Genomic DNA, 16,035 nt, shown 5'->3' with positions numbered 1-16,035 from the left:
GGCCCATGGCCACATGTCCGCAAGGACAGACGTTAGCGTTAATCCCATTTTAATCTGATTTTAATGTAGGGCACGCCGGGCGCGGTTTTCAGCGGGCGCTGAAAGTCGGTGTCTTAACATCGTGATAGAACAAAAAAGTCCATCCCTCACGCTGCCCTTGCTCCCACCATAGCTGCCGAAGCTCCATCGCTTTCTTGCCATCATAATCATACTTCGCCACGAATCGGCTCTTCATTTGCTGCAGCTGCGGCGCCACATCACCGCCAAAAAAAACCGTCTCTCCGCCATCGATGATCCAAAAGACCTGATGCCAGGGACAGTGCGCCCCCGTCACCTGATATTTTATATAGCCGTCGATCACGCCATCCCCATCAAGAAACTCCACCTGCGGCGAAGTCTTGAGACATTCCAGTTCATCGGTGATATAAGAGGTCGGCCCTTTTTCAAACGCATATTCCAACTCACGCCGTTGCACATAATACCGCGCATTCGGAAACGATAACGGCCGGTTCGCCGCAGTACTCGCGACTCCTGTCGCTGCGTCGGCAATCCCTGTCGCTGCACCCGGAAAGCCCGCCGCTGCACCCAGAGCTTCGTCGGAGCTGCTTCGCCAAGCCCCTCCTCGCTCGTAACCTTCGCTTCGCTCGGTTATCCCGCCGGCATGATCTTTATGCAGATGGCTCATCAGCACCTTCGTCACCTGCGCCGGTTCGATGCCTGCCTTGCGCAGATTGCGATGAATCTGCAGGACACCGTCCTGCTCGAAACCCAGCCCCGTATCGAGGACGAGGACGTCTTCCGTCGTGACGATCGCAAACGGCTGTATTTCGACCAGCAGACTGCCCGTAGGCCGCTGTTGCAGATCGTCGGTCTCCAGATTAAAAGGAATGAATTTCTTGCTCCTGTCTATCGTGAAAGCTCCTTCGGATAATGGAATGACTTGCATGTTGTGTGGATTGATCCGGGCACGAAGGTACTATCTCAAAACCATTTGCCGGTCGGCATCCAGCCGGACCAGGATAAACAGCATGACGCTAAAGGTGACGAGAGAGGTGCCGCCATAACTGATAAACGGCAACGGAATGCCGATAACCGGCGCAAGACCCACGGTCATACAAACATTGATGACGATATGGAAGAACAACACGCTGGCAACCCCATAAGCATAACATCGGCTGAAGACGCTTCGCTGTCGCTCGGCGATCATCACGATCCGCATCAGCAGCACGATATAGATCCCAAGGAACAGGACGCTCCCCAAAAAGCCAAACCCCTCCCCGATAGTACAGAAGATGAAGTCGGTCTTTTGTTCGGGCACGAAGTCATATCGGGTCTGGGTGCCCTTCAACAACCCCTTCCCGATAAACCCGCCGCTGCCGATAGCGATCTTGCTCTGCTTGACATTGTAGTTGTCATTGCCCTTCTTGCCACTCCGGCGCTGCTCATTCTCCAGGGCCACTTCGGTGGCCTGGTCTTTTGGAATATAGTCCTTGCCGATGGCGTCATAGATGCGCTTCACCTGGTAAGGTTTGAACACATGATCAAAGGCAAAAGGAACGACGAATCGCTGTACCCCCACACAGACAAACCAGATGCCCGCGATGATAAACAGGATGCTCCGGTTGCGCTTGATAAGCTTTCGCAGGAAGAAGATAGCCGCCAGCGCGACACCCGTAAGGATCAGCGCCAGGGTATTGGGTTCAAGCAGCAGCGTGGCAACGACCAGCACGGAAAAGGAAAAGCCGATCACGAGCACCGAGGCCGGCAAGCCTTCACGGAACATCACGAGGAAGAAGGAGAAATACACCAGCGATAACCCCATCTCGTGCTGCATGATGCTGAACATGGCCGGTACCAGCGCGATCACCGCCGCGATCAATTGCGAACGTGGCCGGGTGAAGTTGGTCTCCACCCGTGAAAGATATTTGGCCAGGGCCAGGTTGACAAAGAGCTTACAGATATCGGCGGGCTGGATCTGGAAAGCATTGCCAAAGCGGATGATGGATTCGGTACCCTTTACCCGCGAGTGAAACGGGAACACCAACAGCAGCAGGAAAATCCCAAAGGCATACCCCAGGTTGGCCGTGGCGGTAAAGAATTTACTGTCGGTCAGCAGGATGAAAGTGCCAAGGATCCCTGAGAGAACGAAGAACAGCAACTGCCGGCTGTAATCGGTCTTCAACGAGATAAACCCCTGTACGACATTATCGCCGTCGTGATAGGAGGCGGCAAAAATGCTGGTGATCCCAATGGCGCAAAGGATGAACCAGATCCACACCAGGGACCAGTCAACACCTTTCGATATGGAAGGATTTCTCTGGCTCATTTGGCAGGGGTAGAATCTTTTTGTTTGTTGGAATCAGGCTTGGGTGGCGCTCGATGAACAGGCGGACTCGCGCCCGAATCTTTCCGCGGCGGCTTTGGCGTTCGTGGCCGGATGCTGTCCCCCGGTGAAGCGCCCGCGCTGGATTTGATCGCCGAATCCAGTCCAATGGTCGCGGCCGCGGCCTGCGCCTTTTGTTTAGCCAGTCGTTCCGCCAAAGCACTCTTATAAGGAGAGGGCTTGTGCAAGGCCTGGTACAACGGGCTCTTCGAACCGGCCAGGGTATCGAGCATCATATACCGGAAAGAAGGCGTCTGGTATTTCAACCACCGGCTGCTGTCGCCGGACTGTTTGGCCCACAACGCGGCCCGGTTGGAGTCATCCCTGAATTGCAGCCGCACCAGATAACCCGGCATCAGGTTACGATTGGTGATGTCGTCCAATAACGCAAGCCTCGGGGTGGCGATAGTGTCATTGAGATATTTTTCTACCAGCAGGGAAGCGATAACCCCTGCCTGGGCAGCTCCGAAACCCCCATTTTCAATAATGACGGCAACGGCGATCTTGGGGCTTTCCCGGGGGGCAAAACAAACGAATACCGAGTGGTTGTTCAGTTTGAGAACGCGGCCGTCGATACGCTGTTTGTTCTCCGCCGTACCGGTCTTCGCACACATGTCGATGCCGGGGACCCGGGCGACCTTCGCAGTGCCGATCTCGACCACATCCTGCATCCCACTGTGAACGACCTCATAGGCCGCGTCGGAAATATGTGACACCGGCTCGTGTTTCTGATGAAAGCGGCTGAGCAAAGTATCATCCTCCGGCGCGCCTTCTATCGTCTTTACAAAATGCGGGGTATAATAATACCCTTTATTGGCAACGATGCACATGGCATTGGCCATCTGCAGCGGCGTGACAAGCATCTTATCCTGGCCGATGCCCATGGTGACCATCGTACAGGAATTCCAGGCATGGTTATAGTCTTTATCATAGACAAGGGTATCCGGGATATTGCCGCCATCCTCACTGGGAAGATCGACCCCAAGCCGGTGTCCGAGACCAAAGGCGTTGACATATTCCTTCCATCTGGTCAATCCCCGGCGTACGCTGTGATACTCCGGGTTGTCGACTTCCAGGCGAAAGGTGTTACAGAAAAAGGAATTGCAGGAGTGGGCGATAGCCAAACGGAGGTTGGCCGCATGACCGGCCCAGGTCTCCAGACATCTGACGGTTTTGGTACACGCATTATAGGATCCCAGACAGTTGATACCGCTGGCCGGGGTGATCACATTCTCATCAAGCCCGATGAGTGCGCCGACGGGTTTATAGGTGGAGCCGGGTTGGTATTGTCCTTTGATAGCGCGGTTGAGCAGCGGACCGGAAGCATCCAGCGCCAGCCGGGCGTAGTTGGACTGTTTATCGGGACCGGTCAGTGAATTCGGGTCGTAGCTCGGGCCGGAAGCCATCGCCAGAATGCCGCCCGAGGAAGGCTCGATGGCGACGACGGCGCCGGTCTTGCCATACAGCATGCGCTCGGCCAGCTGTTGCAGTTCTATATCGAGATAGGTATGCAGGTTCTTCCCCGCGATGGCAGGGGTATCGAGTGTCTTGTCCTGATAACGGCCCACCAGCCGGTTCTTGTTGTCCTTGATCCAGAATTCGATCCCCCGCTGCCCCATCAGCGCCTTCTCATAGCTCTGTTCGAGCCCGGCGCGGCCGACATAGTCACCCAACTGATAGAAGTTATTGCTCCGGCGCAGGATGGCAGAGTCCACCTCCCCGACATAACCCATGATATGCGCGGCGGCATTATAGGGATAGATCCGGACGGGACGTTCCTGCAGGTTGAAGCCGGGAAATTTCCAGATATTCTCTTCCATCCGGGCATACATCTCCGGAGGTAAAAGATCTTCGAAGGTGGTAGGCCGGAAAGGCCCGTTCTTGAACCGGGCATCGATGATCCGGCGCCGAAACTCGGCAGTGTCGATACCCACCAGCTGACAGAAATAACCCGTGTCGATATTCTTTACCTGAGCCGGAGTGACCATCAGGTCGTAAAGGATCGTATTGTTGAGGATGGCCTTGCCCTTCCGGTCGTAGATGATCCCCCGGGTGGGATAGACGCTTTTTCGGAAAAGCGCATTCTCCTGAGCCTGCTGTTTGTATTTCTTGGAAACGATCTGCAGGTGGAACAACTGGGCGATAATGATCAGGAACATGCCGGCGAAAATGAGCCGGACTATATTGCTGCGCGATTGATTAAATACAGGCATATTGGTTTACCCCCACAAGTTACGACATATCCATATTAAACGTGAAACTTCGCTTAGATCGTATTGGTCCTGAACTTTTGTTTGCGGAAGAACAAGAGCTCGGTCAATAGCACCAGCAAAAGGCTGACAGCCGTCGACGCGATCACTTTTCCAAGGAAGAAAACAAAACTGCCGAAACCCATCCATTGCAGCAGGACAAGATAGGAATGGTGCAGCAACGTCAGCACAAGAACATACGTGGCGTAAGGCGCCCAACCCATGCTGACGATCGAAGGAGAGACATAGTTCTTGTCGGCACCTTCCTGCGAGATCAGCAACCCGATGACAAAAGGCCGGACATAGGCGATAAGCGTACAGGCCGCAGCGTGTAGGCCGGGGGTCTTCGTAAAATAATCGAGGCAAAGCCCGAAAAAGAAGCCGATAAAGGTGATCGACATCCGGGACAGGCTGAAAGGCAGCCAGAGAATAAAGAGATAGTAAAGATAGGGGGCGACAAACCGATGCAGCGGCGGCATCTTGAAAAGGATGAACACCTGCACCAGGATGAAGAGAATAAACCGGATCGTATTTTTCAGCAGCTCACTCATTGGGTCTTTTTGCGGGTCGAATCCTCCAGCAGCTTTTGCTCGTCATATTGAAGGTTGTCAATCACATACACGTATTCAATGGTACCGAAATTGGTGGCCGGCCTCACCCTTAGCGTATAGAAGCTGGAAGAGTTGTCGGGGACGATGTCGGTGATGGTGCCGATCATCAGGTTGGCCGGAAAGATGGAAGACAGCTGGGTAGTGACTACGGTATCGCCGATCGTAACCTTGACGCTCTTGGGGATATTTTTCAGGGTGACATAGAGCGGGCTCACGCCATCCCATTCAATGGTCCCGGTCTCATTGTTGTGTTTGAGCTTTGCCACCTGCTTGAACTGATAATGCAGCATGCTTTGGACGGTCGCGAAGTTCTTGCTGACGTTGACCACGGACCCGACAATACCCTGCGGACCGGTGACCCCCATATTGGGCCGGACACCCTGCGCAAAACCGCGATGGATCGTAAGATAGTTCGCCTGCTGGGAAGTAGTGTTGTTGACCACCTTCGCTTCCATGATCAGATACTTGATCACCGTATGCGAGTCTACCTTGAGGGTATCATGGATCAGCCGGCGGACCGAGTCGGGCGCCTCATAGTTGTCTTTCAATTGCTGACGCAGCTGGAGATTCTCCTGCACAAGCGATTCATTGGTCTTCTTCAGCTGAAAGTAATATTCAATATTATTGTACCGCTGATAGAACCGGCCCGTGATCTCCGTGCTGACATTGAGGAAGGCGGCTTCGTGAAACTTGTTGAACCGGAACAGGAACGAAAGAGCGATTATCTGCAACACCAGGAAGAAGAGGAAGTTGAAATGCCTTCTGATGAAGAGAAATACGTTACGCACCGGTCTCTGATTAAAATATGTTTTTTGTAGTTGCTGACAGGCTCTCGGTCAATTATCTCATAACGAACGGATAGCGATCGTAATTCTTCAGGGCGATACCGGTTCCGCGCACAACGCTCTTCAGCGGGTCGTCGGCGATATGCACAGGCAGTTTGATCTTTTGACTCAGCCGTTTGTCCAGGCCCCGCAGCAACGCACCCCCACCGGTCAGGTAAAGCCCGCGGCGGTAGATATCACCGGCCAGCTCGGGCGGCGTCGTTTCCAGAGCCTTGAGGATCGCCTCCTCTATCTTGAAGATACTCTTGTCGAGGGCTTCGGCGATCTCCTGGTAGGAGACCATGATCTGCTTGGGAATACCGGTCACAAGGTCCCGGCCGTTTACCGGGATGTCATCCGGCGGATTGTCGAGATCCTTCAGCGCGGCGCCGATCTGGATCTTGATCTGTTCTGCCGTTCTTTCCCCGATGAGCAGGGAGTGATAACGGCGAAGGGCTTCCATGATATCGGCCGTGAATTCGTCACCGGCGATCCGGATGGACTGGTCACAGACGATCCCGGCAAGCGCGATGACGGTAATACCGGTGGTGCCACCACCGATGTCGATGATCATGTTACCCACCGGCTCTTCTACGTCGATGCCGATACCCAGGGCGGCGGCCATCGGTTCATGGATGAGGTAGACCTCCTTGGCGCCCGCCTGCTCGGCGCTGTCCCGGACGGCCCTTTTCTCCACTTCCGTAATGCTGGAAGGGATACAGATCATCATCCGCCAGCTGGGGGGGAACAACGGTTTCTTGGGATAGATCATCTTGATCATCTCCCGGATCATCAACTCGGCAGCATTGAAGTCCGCGATAACGCCATCCTTCAGAGGCCGCACCGTGCGAATGCTCTCATGGGTTTTTTCGTGCATCATCAGGGCACGTTTGCCAACGGCCAGCACGTTTTTGGGGTTATTGCGATCCAGAGCAACAATACTCGGTTCATTCACCACAATTTCGTCGTTATGTATGATCAGGGTATTGGCGGTACCCAAGTCCATGGCTATTTCTTGCGTAAGGAAATTGAATAAGCCCATTTTAAAAGGTCGAGATTTTATGTATTATCAGGATATTGCCAGCAAAATTGAAGGAAATAATCTGAATTAACAAGGCGAAACGGTTGATTCGATGGATTATTTTCCCCATATGATGCGGATAAAGCAGAAACGATAAAATAATCGTCATCGTATCTTCAAGGGGTATTAATTGTATTCTGACAGTCATTGCATTCTGTTGCCGCCTTCGGCGGCTCTTAATGAAGCGCTAATGTCCGGCCTTCTGCCGGGCCGCTTCCAGCGGCTCACACCCCCGCAAACCCCAGCCGGCGCTGCATCTCAGGCGAAAGTTCCGGTAGCCTTTTCCGTTGAAGCACGAAGCTGGTCAACGCCGAGATCTCCCGGAAGAGGTGATGGCGTTCGAGTGCCGAAGCGAGATAATCCTTGCCGGTACTGCCTCCCGTGCCCACACGGCTGCCGATCGTCCGGTGGACCATACTCATATGACGATAGCGCCAGGTACTCAGCTGCTCGTCGATCTCCAGCAGCTGATGCAGCACCTGGAACGGCAATTGCAACAAAGGATACCCGCGATACAGCATGATGAACAGCGCAGAGCGGCTGGCGGCGGCCGAAAGGCTCCTGCCCGCCTCCATTCCATAAAAGACCTTGTCAAACCCGCCGAGATTCCCCTTCTCCCCTTCGGCAAGACTTTCGGCATAGCGGTGACGGTAGTCCGCCCAGAAGGCTTCGGCCGCCGCCGCATCGAAGAAAGGCATCCGCTCCAGCCACGCATCGAGCAACTGCAGGAGGGTAGGCGACTGCTCCGCAGCCCGGATCAGGTCCGCCTCTGCCGGCCGCAACTGAGAAAGGTAATACCCCTGGCCGAACCGATGTTCAAAACGAAGTCCCAGCCTCGCTTCCAGCAGCTTGAACTGCACGCTTTGAAACCCCGATGCCGGCCGCAGCAGATCCCGGAAGTCCTGAAAGTCCATCGGGGTCATGGTTTCCATGATATCTATCTGGTGAACCAGGACCTTGAGAATGGTCGCACACCGGGAAAGCCGGTGAACGATGGTCTGCAATTCCGGGGAATTATCGTTTAGCGTGGGTTGACCAAGGATGGCGATCACGGAGTCCGTCTCAAAAAGCAGCTGCCGGAACCATAGCTCATAGGTCTGGTGGATGACGATAAAAAGCATCTCATCATGGGCAGGCATTCCCAGCCGGTCGCTCTCAGGCTGCTGGGCGTGGAGGATCTTGTCAAGCTGTAAGTAATCGCTATAGTGCATGTTTTGCGCCGCTGCGTTTTTTGGCAAATATAACTCCGCGGCGCAAAAGCGTCTAATGTCGGGCCTTCGGCCGTCCGGGCTGTGCCCGGACCTGGCTATAAGAATTCATAGCCGATGTCGCGGCGATAGTAGATCCCATCGTAATAGATCTTCTCCAGCACGTCCCGGGACTTGTCCACCGCCTCATAGACGGTCTCGGCAAAAGACGTCACGCAAAGAACCCGCCCGCCATTGGTAAGAACCTCGTCATTTTCAGCGCGGGTGCCGGCATGGAACACAAGGCTGTCGCCGGTCCCGGCCGGAAGCCGGTCGAGCCCGGTAATCGTCACCCCCTTCTCATAGGCGCCGGGATACCCGCCGCTCACCGCCACGATCGTACAGGCGATCCGCTCTTCCTGACCGATGGTCTGCTTGTCCAGGGTCTGATCCCCGACAGCAAGGAATAATTCGACAAGATCGTTCGTCAGCCGGGGCATGACCACTTCCGTTTCCGGGTCACCCATGCGGCAGTTGTATTCGATAACAAAAGGGTCTTCCCCCACTTTTATCACGCCGATAAAAATAAACCCCTTATAGTCGATATTCTCCGCTTCGATCCCCCGGACAGTCGGGATAATGATGCGGTCGGTAACCTTCTTCATGAATCCGGCATCCGCAAAAGGCACCGGGCTGACGGCCCCCATCCCACCGGTGTTGGGCCCGGTATCGTTCTCCCCCACACGCTTATAATCCTTGGCCTCCGGCAGGGTCACGAAATGTTTTCCGTCCGTAAGCACAAACACCGACAGCTCGATCCCGGTGAGAAACTCTTCCACCACCACCTTGCTCCCGGCCTCCCCGAATTTATTCCCCTGAAGCATGAGCTCAAACTCCGCCACCGCCTCGATCGTACTCTGACAGATGACCACCCCCTTGCCCGCAGCCAGGCCGTCGGCCTTTAAGACCACCGGCAGTGAGTGCTGCTGGAGATAACTGATCCCTTCAGCAAGATCGGCCGCGCTGAACTCCCGGTAAGTTGCCGTAGGAATACTATGCCGCGCCATGAACTTCTTGGAGAATGCCTTGCTGCCCTCCAGCCGGGCGCCGCCGGCGGAAGGACCGATGACCAGTATCTTCTGCCCATCAGGGTCCGCGGCAAAAAAATCGACGATCCCGCGAACCAGCGGTTCTTCGGGGCCTACCACTACCATCCCGATGCCCTCCTGGATACAAAACTTCTTTATCCCTTCAAAATCCAGGGGATTGAGGTCCACATTGACGCCACAGCGGGTGGTACCGGCATTGCCCGGAGCGATAAACAGGCGGGAACAACGGCTGCTTTGAACGAGTTTCCATGCCAGCGCGTGTTCGCGACCGCCAGAGCCTAATATTAAAATATTCATAGAAAGCTCGAAATTATGATTTCTCCGTACTTTACGTGCTAATTTTTTAATCGCATGATCCAAACCACCCCCGGCAAAGCCAAACACCCTAAAGCCCTCTACATTCTTGCCATGACCGAAATGTGGGAACGGTTTGCCTACTATCTCCTGGCCGGGATTCTCCTCCTCTACCTGAAAGATAACCAAACCGGCGGCAAGGGACTGACCGAAAAGGACGCCGCCGATATCACCGGAACCTTCCTGGCCCTTATCTGGCTGCCGCTGTTTATCGGCGGGATGATCGCCGACCGCTACTTCGGCTATATCAAATCCATCTTCATCGGCGGCTCACTGCTGGCCGCCGGCTATCTCGGCCTCATCCTCCCCGGCAACACCTCCATGTACATTTCGCTCGGGCTGATCATCTGCGGCAACGGCTTCTTCAAACCCAATATCAGCACACTGCTGGGGAACATCTATAATAAGGCAGAACTAAAACCCCTGAAGGATACGGCCTATAATATCTTCTACATGGGGATCAACGTCGGCGCCCTCCTTTGCAACTTCGCAGCCGCCTATCTCCGCAATAAATACAGCTGGGGCTGGGCCTTTGGCGCCGCCGGCATCGGGATGATCATCGGGCTTATCGTATTCGGGGCCAACCTGAAACATATCCGGGAAGGCAACGTCCGCAAACCGGCGCAGAAAGAGGACATGGGTCTGGGCAGCATCGCCGGCTATGTCTTCGTCCCGGCAATCATCGCAGCCATCGTCGGGTTTTATGTGCCCGGCGCGGTCTTTCACCACACCTTCATGGGCTCCCCATCAAGCGATGCCTTCGTCTTTGCCTGCATCCCCATCATCGGCTTTTTCATCTCTATCTGGGTAAAAGCGAATAAAGAAGACAAACGCGGCATCGGCGCCCTGCTCTACATCTTCGCAGTATCCATCATTTTCTGGGCGCTCTACTACCAGATCTTCACCGGCTACACGCTTTGGACCGACCGATATACCAACCGGACCATCAATTCCCCCGTCCTGCGGCAAGGCGCCGATTTTATGGGCCTCCTGCAGGAAGTGAATACCGAACCCAGGAAGGTGGACTCCGTCAATGCCCAATTGATGCCGGTGGTTGACGCTGGCGGGCACATCATCCAGACCATGGGACCCGATCCCTATTTCCAGAACCTCCCCAAAGAGAAGTGGCCGCCCGAAGGCCATGGACTGAAGGTCGCCAACCCGGAACTCTATACCTCGATCGTGCCGTTCTTTATTGTTAGCCTGACACCGCTCCTGGTGGCCCTTCTCTCCTGGCTTCGAAAACGAAAGCGCGAACCCACCACCCCCGCCAAGTTCGGCATCGCACTGTTCCTGTCGGGGATCTCATCGCTCGTGATGTTCTTCGCCGTCCTCTCAGTGTCCTCCATCTACCATGACAAGGTTTCCCCCAACTGGTTATGGGGCACCTATTTCGTCATATGCACGGCCGAGATCTTCCTCAGCCCCATGGGCTTGTCGATGGTTTCCAAACTGGCGCCGCCCCGGCTCACATCCCTGTTGATGGGCGGCTTTTTCCTTACCATGTCCCTGGGCAGCAAGATCGCCGGCCTGATGACCAGCAGCTGGGATCAGTTCCCCGACAAAAAGGTGTATTTCCTCATCTATTTTGTCGCCGGCATCCTGGGCTCCGTCCTGCTGTTCAGCCGGATCCGAACCCTTAACGCGACGGTTCGGGATAAGACCGGCGAAGCCTGATATAACCTCAAAACCCACCCGCATGTCTGAAAAGAAGTTCGTGCCGTTCGTCAGCCCGGAAACGCAGATGAAGGAATTCACCCTCAAGGCGCTGCTGTTGGGCAGCTGTTTCGGCATCGCCTTTGGTGCCGCAACAGTCTACCTGGCGCTGAATGCAGGACTGACCGTCTCGGCGTCGATCCCGATCGCGGTGATGGCGATCACCATCGGCCGGCGGCTTTTCAAGACTACCATCCTCGAGAACAACATCATCCAGACTACGGGCAGCGCCAGTGAAAGCATTGCCGCGGGCGTCGTCTTTACCCTGCCGGGCTTCTTCTTTCTGTCGACCGCGGAAGCCGGCAACTACTTTAATTATGGTGTCATCTTTATCCTGGCCATATTCGGCGGAATGCTGGGCACCCTGCTGATGATCCCACTGCGCCGTAGCCTCATCGTAAAAGAACACGAGACCCTTCCCTACCCGGAGGGGACAGCCTGCGCCGCGGTGCTAAAAGCCGGCGAGAAGGGCGGAGACTTTGCCAAAGCTGCCTTTCAGGGCCTCGGATTCGCCTTTGTCTATGCCGTTCTGCAGAAACTGTTCCGGGTGGTCGCGGAAACCCCCGTTTTTGACACCGTAAAAAGCAAGGTTTATAATAAGATCTTCCCCTCCGCCCAGATCTCGGCGGATATCACCCCCGAATACATGGGAGTAGGGTATATCATCGGACCAAAGATCGCCGGAGTGCTGTTTGCCGGCAGCGTCCTGAGCTGGCTCGTTTTCCACCCGCTGGTCGCCTCGCTCATCGATCCGGCGACCATCGCCCAACAACAGGTAAAGCTGGGCTTTCTAAAGGATATCGGCTCAACCGGCGGCTACGGCGGCTGGGATCCGGCGACCCGGACCTTTGCCGACCCCGCCTCGGCCATCTACCGCGCCTATGTCCGGCTGATCGGTGCGGGAGCGGTAGCGATGGGCGGACTGATCACCCTGATCAAGACCATTCCGACCATCGTCGCATCGTTTAAAGAAAGCATCGGCTCCGTAAAGGAAGCAGGTTCGGCCGGCCGGCTGCGGACGGAACGCGACCTCAGCCTGAAAGTGGTGGGCCTTGGCAGCCTCGGGCTCGTGATCCTCATCGGCTTCCTGACGATCATCCCCGGAGATTCCTTTTTCAACCGCCTGCTCATCGGCCTGCTGATCCTGCTGTTCGGAGCCTTCTTCGTGACGGTGGCCTCCCGGATCGTGGGGCTTATCGGTTCCTCCAACAGCCCCGTATCGGGGATGACCATCGCTACGGTGATGGGTACCTGCCTTATCTTCCTGGCCGTCGGCTGGGCAGGAAAGGTCTATGAGCCGATGGCGCTTGTCGTCGGCGGCATGGTCTGTATTGCCGCTTCCAATGCCGGCGGCACCTCGCAGGATCTGAAAACGGGCTACCTCGTCGGCGCCACCCCGCGATACCAGCAGCTGGCCTTATTTGTCGGCGTCATCGTCTCGGCACTGGCCGTCGGCTTTACGATCAAGATCCTGGATATCCCCAGTCCAGACCTGCTGGCAAAGGGGATCCATCATAAGATCGGCAGCGTCTTCAATGCTCCGCAAGCCACGCTGATGGCTACACTGATCCGCGGGATCCTGTCCAAAAATCTCGACTGGAATTTCGTACTGGCCGGCGCCGCCCTCGCCCTCGTCATGGAACTTTGCGGCGTCCGCTCCCTCAGCTTTGCCATCGGCGTCTACCTGCCGTTCTCTACCACGTTCCCCATCTTTCTGGGTGGCGCGATCCGTGGCGCAGTAGACAAAGTGAAAAAGAAACGCGGAGCGGTGATAAAGGAAGGAGAGGAAGACCTGGAAAGAGGAAATCTGTTTGCCACCGGACTCGTGGCGGGAGGCGCCCTGATGGGTGTTATCTTCGCCTTTCTCAAAGTGCCGCAGTCAACGGTCGCCTTCATGGAGAAACTCAGCATCGAAAAGGGACTCACGGGCCTGCTCGGAGAAAACGGTTACTACCTGCTGGGGTTCGCCTTCTTCGCGGTGATGGGGCTTTTCCTTTACCGCGCCGGCGCCGCCAGGGATTCGAGCCATCAGGGGATTCAATAAAAATACCCCCCCGGCCCGAATCATCTTATGTCCGGCCTTCGGCCGGCAAACAAGAAGTCTGCCCTGAATCTATATCTTCCGGATCGTAACGATATACACCCCGCGAATACCGGGATTGGGCAAGGTCGACATCCCATAATAAAATCTTTTGGCCGCATCAACCAGTTTAACCGACACCGCGGCATTCACCTCCTTATATTTATAGCCGGAAGGAAGATTGACGGGAATGACGGTTTCATGAGTAGAGTCCATATTTATAAAATAGCCGATCCCGTCCGCAGCCGGATCGGAGAAACGGATATGTGCATTGACCTCGCTGATGGTTTCGTTATTTTTCTTACAGCCGGGTTGTAAGGCGATGAGTATCAGCAGTAAAAAGCCTGGTATCTTTTTCATGGCAGGTTGTTCTACCCAAATGACACGGAAAAGAGGGTAACCGTTGCGTGGAAAACGTTAAATCAGCGGGGGAGCGGGGAGCAAATTGCGCGTCAGTTTGCGGGCCGGGGCGGCGCGTTAGTTCATCTTGAAAGGAACGATCATCTCGAAAATGGGAATATTTACCTCGAACGTCTTCTTGTTATTGAGATTTTCCATGGTATAGGAACCATACATTTTCCCCATTTCAGTGCGTAAATTACAGCCACTTACATATTGATATCTTTCGCCCGGCTGAAGGATGGGCTGGACACCGACCACGCCCTCGCCCTCCACTTCCCGAAAGCTGCCGTTGCTGTCGAAGATATGCCAGTGACGGCGGTGAAGCTTGACCGAGAAATTGTTATGATTTTCGATGGTGATCCGATAGGCAAACATATATTCCCCGGATATCGGGTTGGAATAATCCGGCTGGTAAAAGGTCTCGACGCTCACCTCCATTCCTTCTGAGATCTTGTTTGCCATCAACCAAGGTAATTTCTCTAAAGTTATACAAAATAGGGCACGGTTTACGTAAAAAAGGACAGTAATTTTGCCGATTGCCAGCCGCATAGGCCAGGAAATAAAAAAATTCAAAAATATGAAGATAGCAGTTGCAAAAGGCGATGGTATCGGACCAGAGATCATGGATGCGGTTTTGAAAATTTTCAACGCGGGCAAAGTGCCGTTGGAATATACGTTTGTGGACATGGGTAAGTGGGTATTCGATAAAGGATTTTCCAACGGCATGACCCCGGAGGCCAAACATACGATCGAAGAATTAGGTCTCCTGTTCAAAGGCCCCATGGAAACACCCAAGGGAAAAGGAGTGAAAAGCGTCAACGTCACTGCGCGCAAAACGTGGAACACCTATGCGAATAAACGCGTGTTCCAATCCCTGCACGGAGTGGACACCGTATTTTCAAAAGCCGGCATTCCCATCGACATCACCATCGTCCGGGAAAATATCGAAGATACCTATGGCGGTATCGAACACATGCTGACCCAGGACGTGGCGCTAAGCCGGCGGTTCATCACCCGGCCCGGCAGCCTGCAGGTGATCAAGTATGCCTTCGAGATGGCGAAGAAGAATGGCGCTCGCCGCATCACCTGCGGCCACAAGGCGAATATCATGAAGCTGACCGACGGCTTGTTTCTCGAATGCTTTCAGGAAGTGGCGAAAGAGTATCCCGAACTGAGATCAGACGATATCATCGTCGACGACCTGGCGATGAAGCTGGTTGTCCGGCCACAGGACTTCGACGTCGTCGTCCTTACCAATCTGCAGGGCGATATCATCTCCGATCTTTGCGCGGGATTGGTTGGCGGACTCGGATTCGCCCCCTCTGCAAATATCGGTGACCATATCGCCATCTTTGAAGCCGTTCACGGGACCGCGCCCGACATCGCCGGCAGGAATATCGCCAACCCGACCGCCCTCCTGCTCAGCGGGATCGCGATGCTGCGCCATCTGGGGCTGATGGAGAACGCCGCCATCATCGAAAACGCCCTTTTGTATACACTCGAACAAGGCGTGCACACCGGGGATTTCGGGGATAAGAGCATCCCCGCCCTGAACACCACGGCCTTTGCCGATGCCATCATCGGCGCCTTTGGCAAGACCCCTGTCCATATGGCCAGACCGCTGCTGCCCAATGCCCCGGTCACCCAAACAGCGTTCAAGCTCAACAGTAATGAGATGATGGTCACCGAAGAGACCCAGCAGGAAATGATCGTAGGGGTCGACCTTTTTATCGAAAGCTCGGGACAGCCGGATTTCATCGCAAAGAAATGCCAGCGCCATGCCGGTGTAAAGTTCAACCTTATCAGTATCAGCAACCGCGGAACTCAGGTATGGCCCACCGGTTCGGTATATACGAATCTCGTGAACCAGTACAATGTCCGCTTCGAAAGTATCGACGGCAGCCCGCTGAACCAGCAGGATGTGCTGGGACTCTATGTCAGCCTGAGCGGCGATTTCAGGATCTGCTCTTCCGAACTGCTGAATATGTGGGGTGGGAAGAAGGCTTATTCGCTGGCCCAGGGTCAATAGGCCGGCACCG

At 54.9% G+C, this 16,035-nt stretch carries 13 protein-coding genes; 3 read left to right on the top strand and 10 right to left on the bottom strand.

Translation table 11 applies throughout. The features are described 5' to 3' along the window. Nucleotides 1-88: 88 nt before the first annotated feature. The 8 genes from VGM48_RS13010 to purD all read right to left on the bottom strand — a co-directional run bounded on the left by VGM48_RS13010 (nucleotide 89) and on the right by purD (nucleotide 9,741). Nucleotides 89-946: an MBL fold metallo-hydrolase gene (locus tag VGM48_RS13010; RefSeq protein ID WP_331579746.1), complete on the bottom strand. Its 858-nt coding sequence runs from the start codon at nucleotides 944-946 to the stop codon at nucleotides 89-91. A 30-nt stretch (nucleotides 947-976) separates the two neighbouring features. Next, nucleotides 977-2,326 carry a rod shape-determining protein RodA gene (gene rodA / locus VGM48_RS13005; protein ID WP_331579744.1) on the bottom strand — a complete coding sequence of 450 codons (1,350 nt, stop codon included), beginning with the start codon at nucleotides 2,324-2,326 and terminating at the stop codon, nucleotides 977-979. After that, nucleotides 2,323-4,596, bottom strand: coding sequence for a penicillin-binding protein 2 (gene mrdA, locus VGM48_RS13000; RefSeq protein ID WP_331579742.1), 2,274 nt, complete (start codon nucleotides 4,594-4,596; stop codon nucleotides 2,323-2,325). Before mrdA ends, rodA begins: the two co-directional genes overlap by 4 nt. Before the next feature lie 53 nt (nucleotides 4,597-4,649). Beyond that, entirely contained in the window at nucleotides 4,650-5,183 is a 534-nt protein-coding gene (locus tag VGM48_RS12995; RefSeq protein ID WP_331579740.1) for a rod shape-determining protein MreD, read from the bottom strand. Beyond that, nucleotides 5,180-6,031: a rod shape-determining protein MreC gene (gene mreC / locus VGM48_RS12990; RefSeq protein ID WP_331579738.1), complete on the bottom strand. Its 852-nt coding sequence runs from the start codon at nucleotides 6,029-6,031 to the stop codon at nucleotides 5,180-5,182. Before mreC ends, VGM48_RS12995 begins: the two co-directional genes overlap by 4 nt. 52 nt (nucleotides 6,032-6,083) lie before the next feature. Then, a complete protein-coding gene (locus VGM48_RS12985; RefSeq protein ID WP_188933768.1) occupies nucleotides 6,084-7,109 on the bottom strand; it encodes a rod shape-determining protein in 1,026 nt (341 codons plus the stop codon). A gap of 263 nt (nucleotides 7,110-7,372) precedes the next feature. Then, nucleotides 7,373-8,359: a tryptophan 2,3-dioxygenase gene (locus VGM48_RS12980; protein WP_331579734.1), complete on the bottom strand. Its 987-nt coding sequence runs from the start codon at nucleotides 8,357-8,359 to the stop codon at nucleotides 7,373-7,375. Between the two features lie 95 nt (nucleotides 8,360-8,454). Beyond that, entirely contained in the window at nucleotides 8,455-9,741 is a 1,287-nt protein-coding gene (gene purD / locus VGM48_RS12975) for a phosphoribosylamine--glycine ligase (RefSeq protein ID WP_331579732.1), read from the bottom strand. Nucleotides 9,742-9,795: 54 nt separating this feature from the next. On the opposite strand from purD, the gene VGM48_RS12970 reads away from it, so the two are divergent. Then, nucleotides 9,796-11,475 carry a peptide MFS transporter gene (locus VGM48_RS12970; RefSeq protein ID WP_331579730.1) on the top strand — a complete coding sequence of 560 codons (1,680 nt, stop codon included), beginning with the start codon at nucleotides 9,796-9,798 and terminating at the stop codon, nucleotides 11,473-11,475. 22 nt (nucleotides 11,476-11,497) lie between these two features. Beyond that, the gene (locus VGM48_RS12965; RefSeq protein ID WP_331579728.1) at nucleotides 11,498-13,558 is read left to right on the top strand and encodes an OPT family oligopeptide transporter; all 2,061 of its coding nucleotides are present in this window, start codon (nucleotides 11,498-11,500) and stop codon (nucleotides 13,556-13,558) included. Nucleotides 13,559-13,627: 69 nt separating this feature from the next. Here the strand turns inward: VGM48_RS12965 and VGM48_RS12960 are convergent, their stop codons facing one another. Next, complete coding sequence (locus VGM48_RS12960; RefSeq protein WP_331579726.1) at nucleotides 13,628-13,954, bottom strand: hypothetical protein; 327 nt, start codon at nucleotides 13,952-13,954, stop codon at nucleotides 13,628-13,630. Nucleotides 13,955-14,071: 117 nt separating this feature from the next. Beyond that, nucleotides 14,072-14,458, bottom strand: coding sequence for a Co2+/Mg2+ efflux protein ApaG (apaG, locus tag VGM48_RS12955; protein WP_331579724.1), 387 nt, complete (start codon nucleotides 14,456-14,458; stop codon nucleotides 14,072-14,074). Nucleotides 14,459-14,573: 115 nt separating this feature from the next. Between apaG and VGM48_RS12950 the strand changes: the two genes are divergently transcribed. Continuing rightward, nucleotides 14,574-16,025, top strand: a complete 1,452-nt coding sequence (locus tag VGM48_RS12950; protein WP_331579720.1) for an NADP-dependent isocitrate dehydrogenase — start codon at nucleotides 14,574-14,576, stop codon at nucleotides 16,023-16,025. Nucleotides 16,026-16,035: the final 10 nt, after the last annotated feature.

Origin of the sequence: Puia sp. (assembly GCF_036500295.1) — a bacterium.
Lineage (GTDB): Bacteria > Bacteroidota > Bacteroidia > Chitinophagales > Chitinophagaceae > Puia.
This window is presented reverse-complemented; position numbering and strand designations above follow the sequence as displayed.

Excerpts from the sequence above, each read along its gene's own strand:
- VGM48_RS13010 (WP_331579746.1), bottom strand. The coding sequence starts at position 946 with ATGCAAGTCATTCCATTATCCGAAGGAGCTTTCACGATAGACAGGAGC.
- rodA (WP_331579744.1), bottom strand. The coding sequence starts at position 2,326 with ATGAGCCAGAGAAATCCTTCCATATCGAAAGGTGTTGACTGGTCCCTG.
- mrdA (WP_331579742.1), bottom strand. The coding sequence starts at position 4,596 with ATGCCTGTATTTAATCAATCGCGCAGCAATATAGTCCGGCTCATTTTC.
- VGM48_RS12995 (WP_331579740.1), bottom strand. The coding sequence starts at position 5,183 with ATGAGTGAGCTGCTGAAAAATACGATCCGGTTTATTCTCTTCATCCTG.
- VGM48_RS12985 (WP_188933768.1), bottom strand. The coding sequence starts at position 7,109 with ATGGGCTTATTCAATTTCCTTACGCAAGAAATAGCCATGGACTTGGGT.
- VGM48_RS12980 (WP_331579734.1), bottom strand. The coding sequence starts at position 8,359 with ATGCACTATAGCGATTACTTACAGCTTGACAAGATCCTCCACGCCCAG.
- purD (WP_331579732.1), bottom strand. The coding sequence starts at position 9,741 with ATGAATATTTTAATATTAGGCTCTGGCGGTCGCGAACACGCGCTGGCA.
- VGM48_RS12970 (WP_331579730.1), top strand. The coding sequence starts at position 9,796 with ATGATCCAAACCACCCCCGGCAAAGCCAAACACCCTAAAGCCCTCTAC.
- VGM48_RS12965 (WP_331579728.1), top strand. The coding sequence starts at position 11,498 with ATGTCTGAAAAGAAGTTCGTGCCGTTCGTCAGCCCGGAAACGCAGATG.
- VGM48_RS12960 (WP_331579726.1), bottom strand. The coding sequence starts at position 13,954 with ATGAAAAAGATACCAGGCTTTTTACTGCTGATACTCATCGCCTTACAA.
- apaG (WP_331579724.1), bottom strand. The coding sequence starts at position 14,458 with ATGGCAAACAAGATCTCAGAAGGAATGGAGGTGAGCGTCGAGACCTTT.
- VGM48_RS12950 (WP_331579720.1), top strand. The coding sequence starts at position 14,574 with ATGAAGATAGCAGTTGCAAAAGGCGATGGTATCGGACCAGAGATCATG.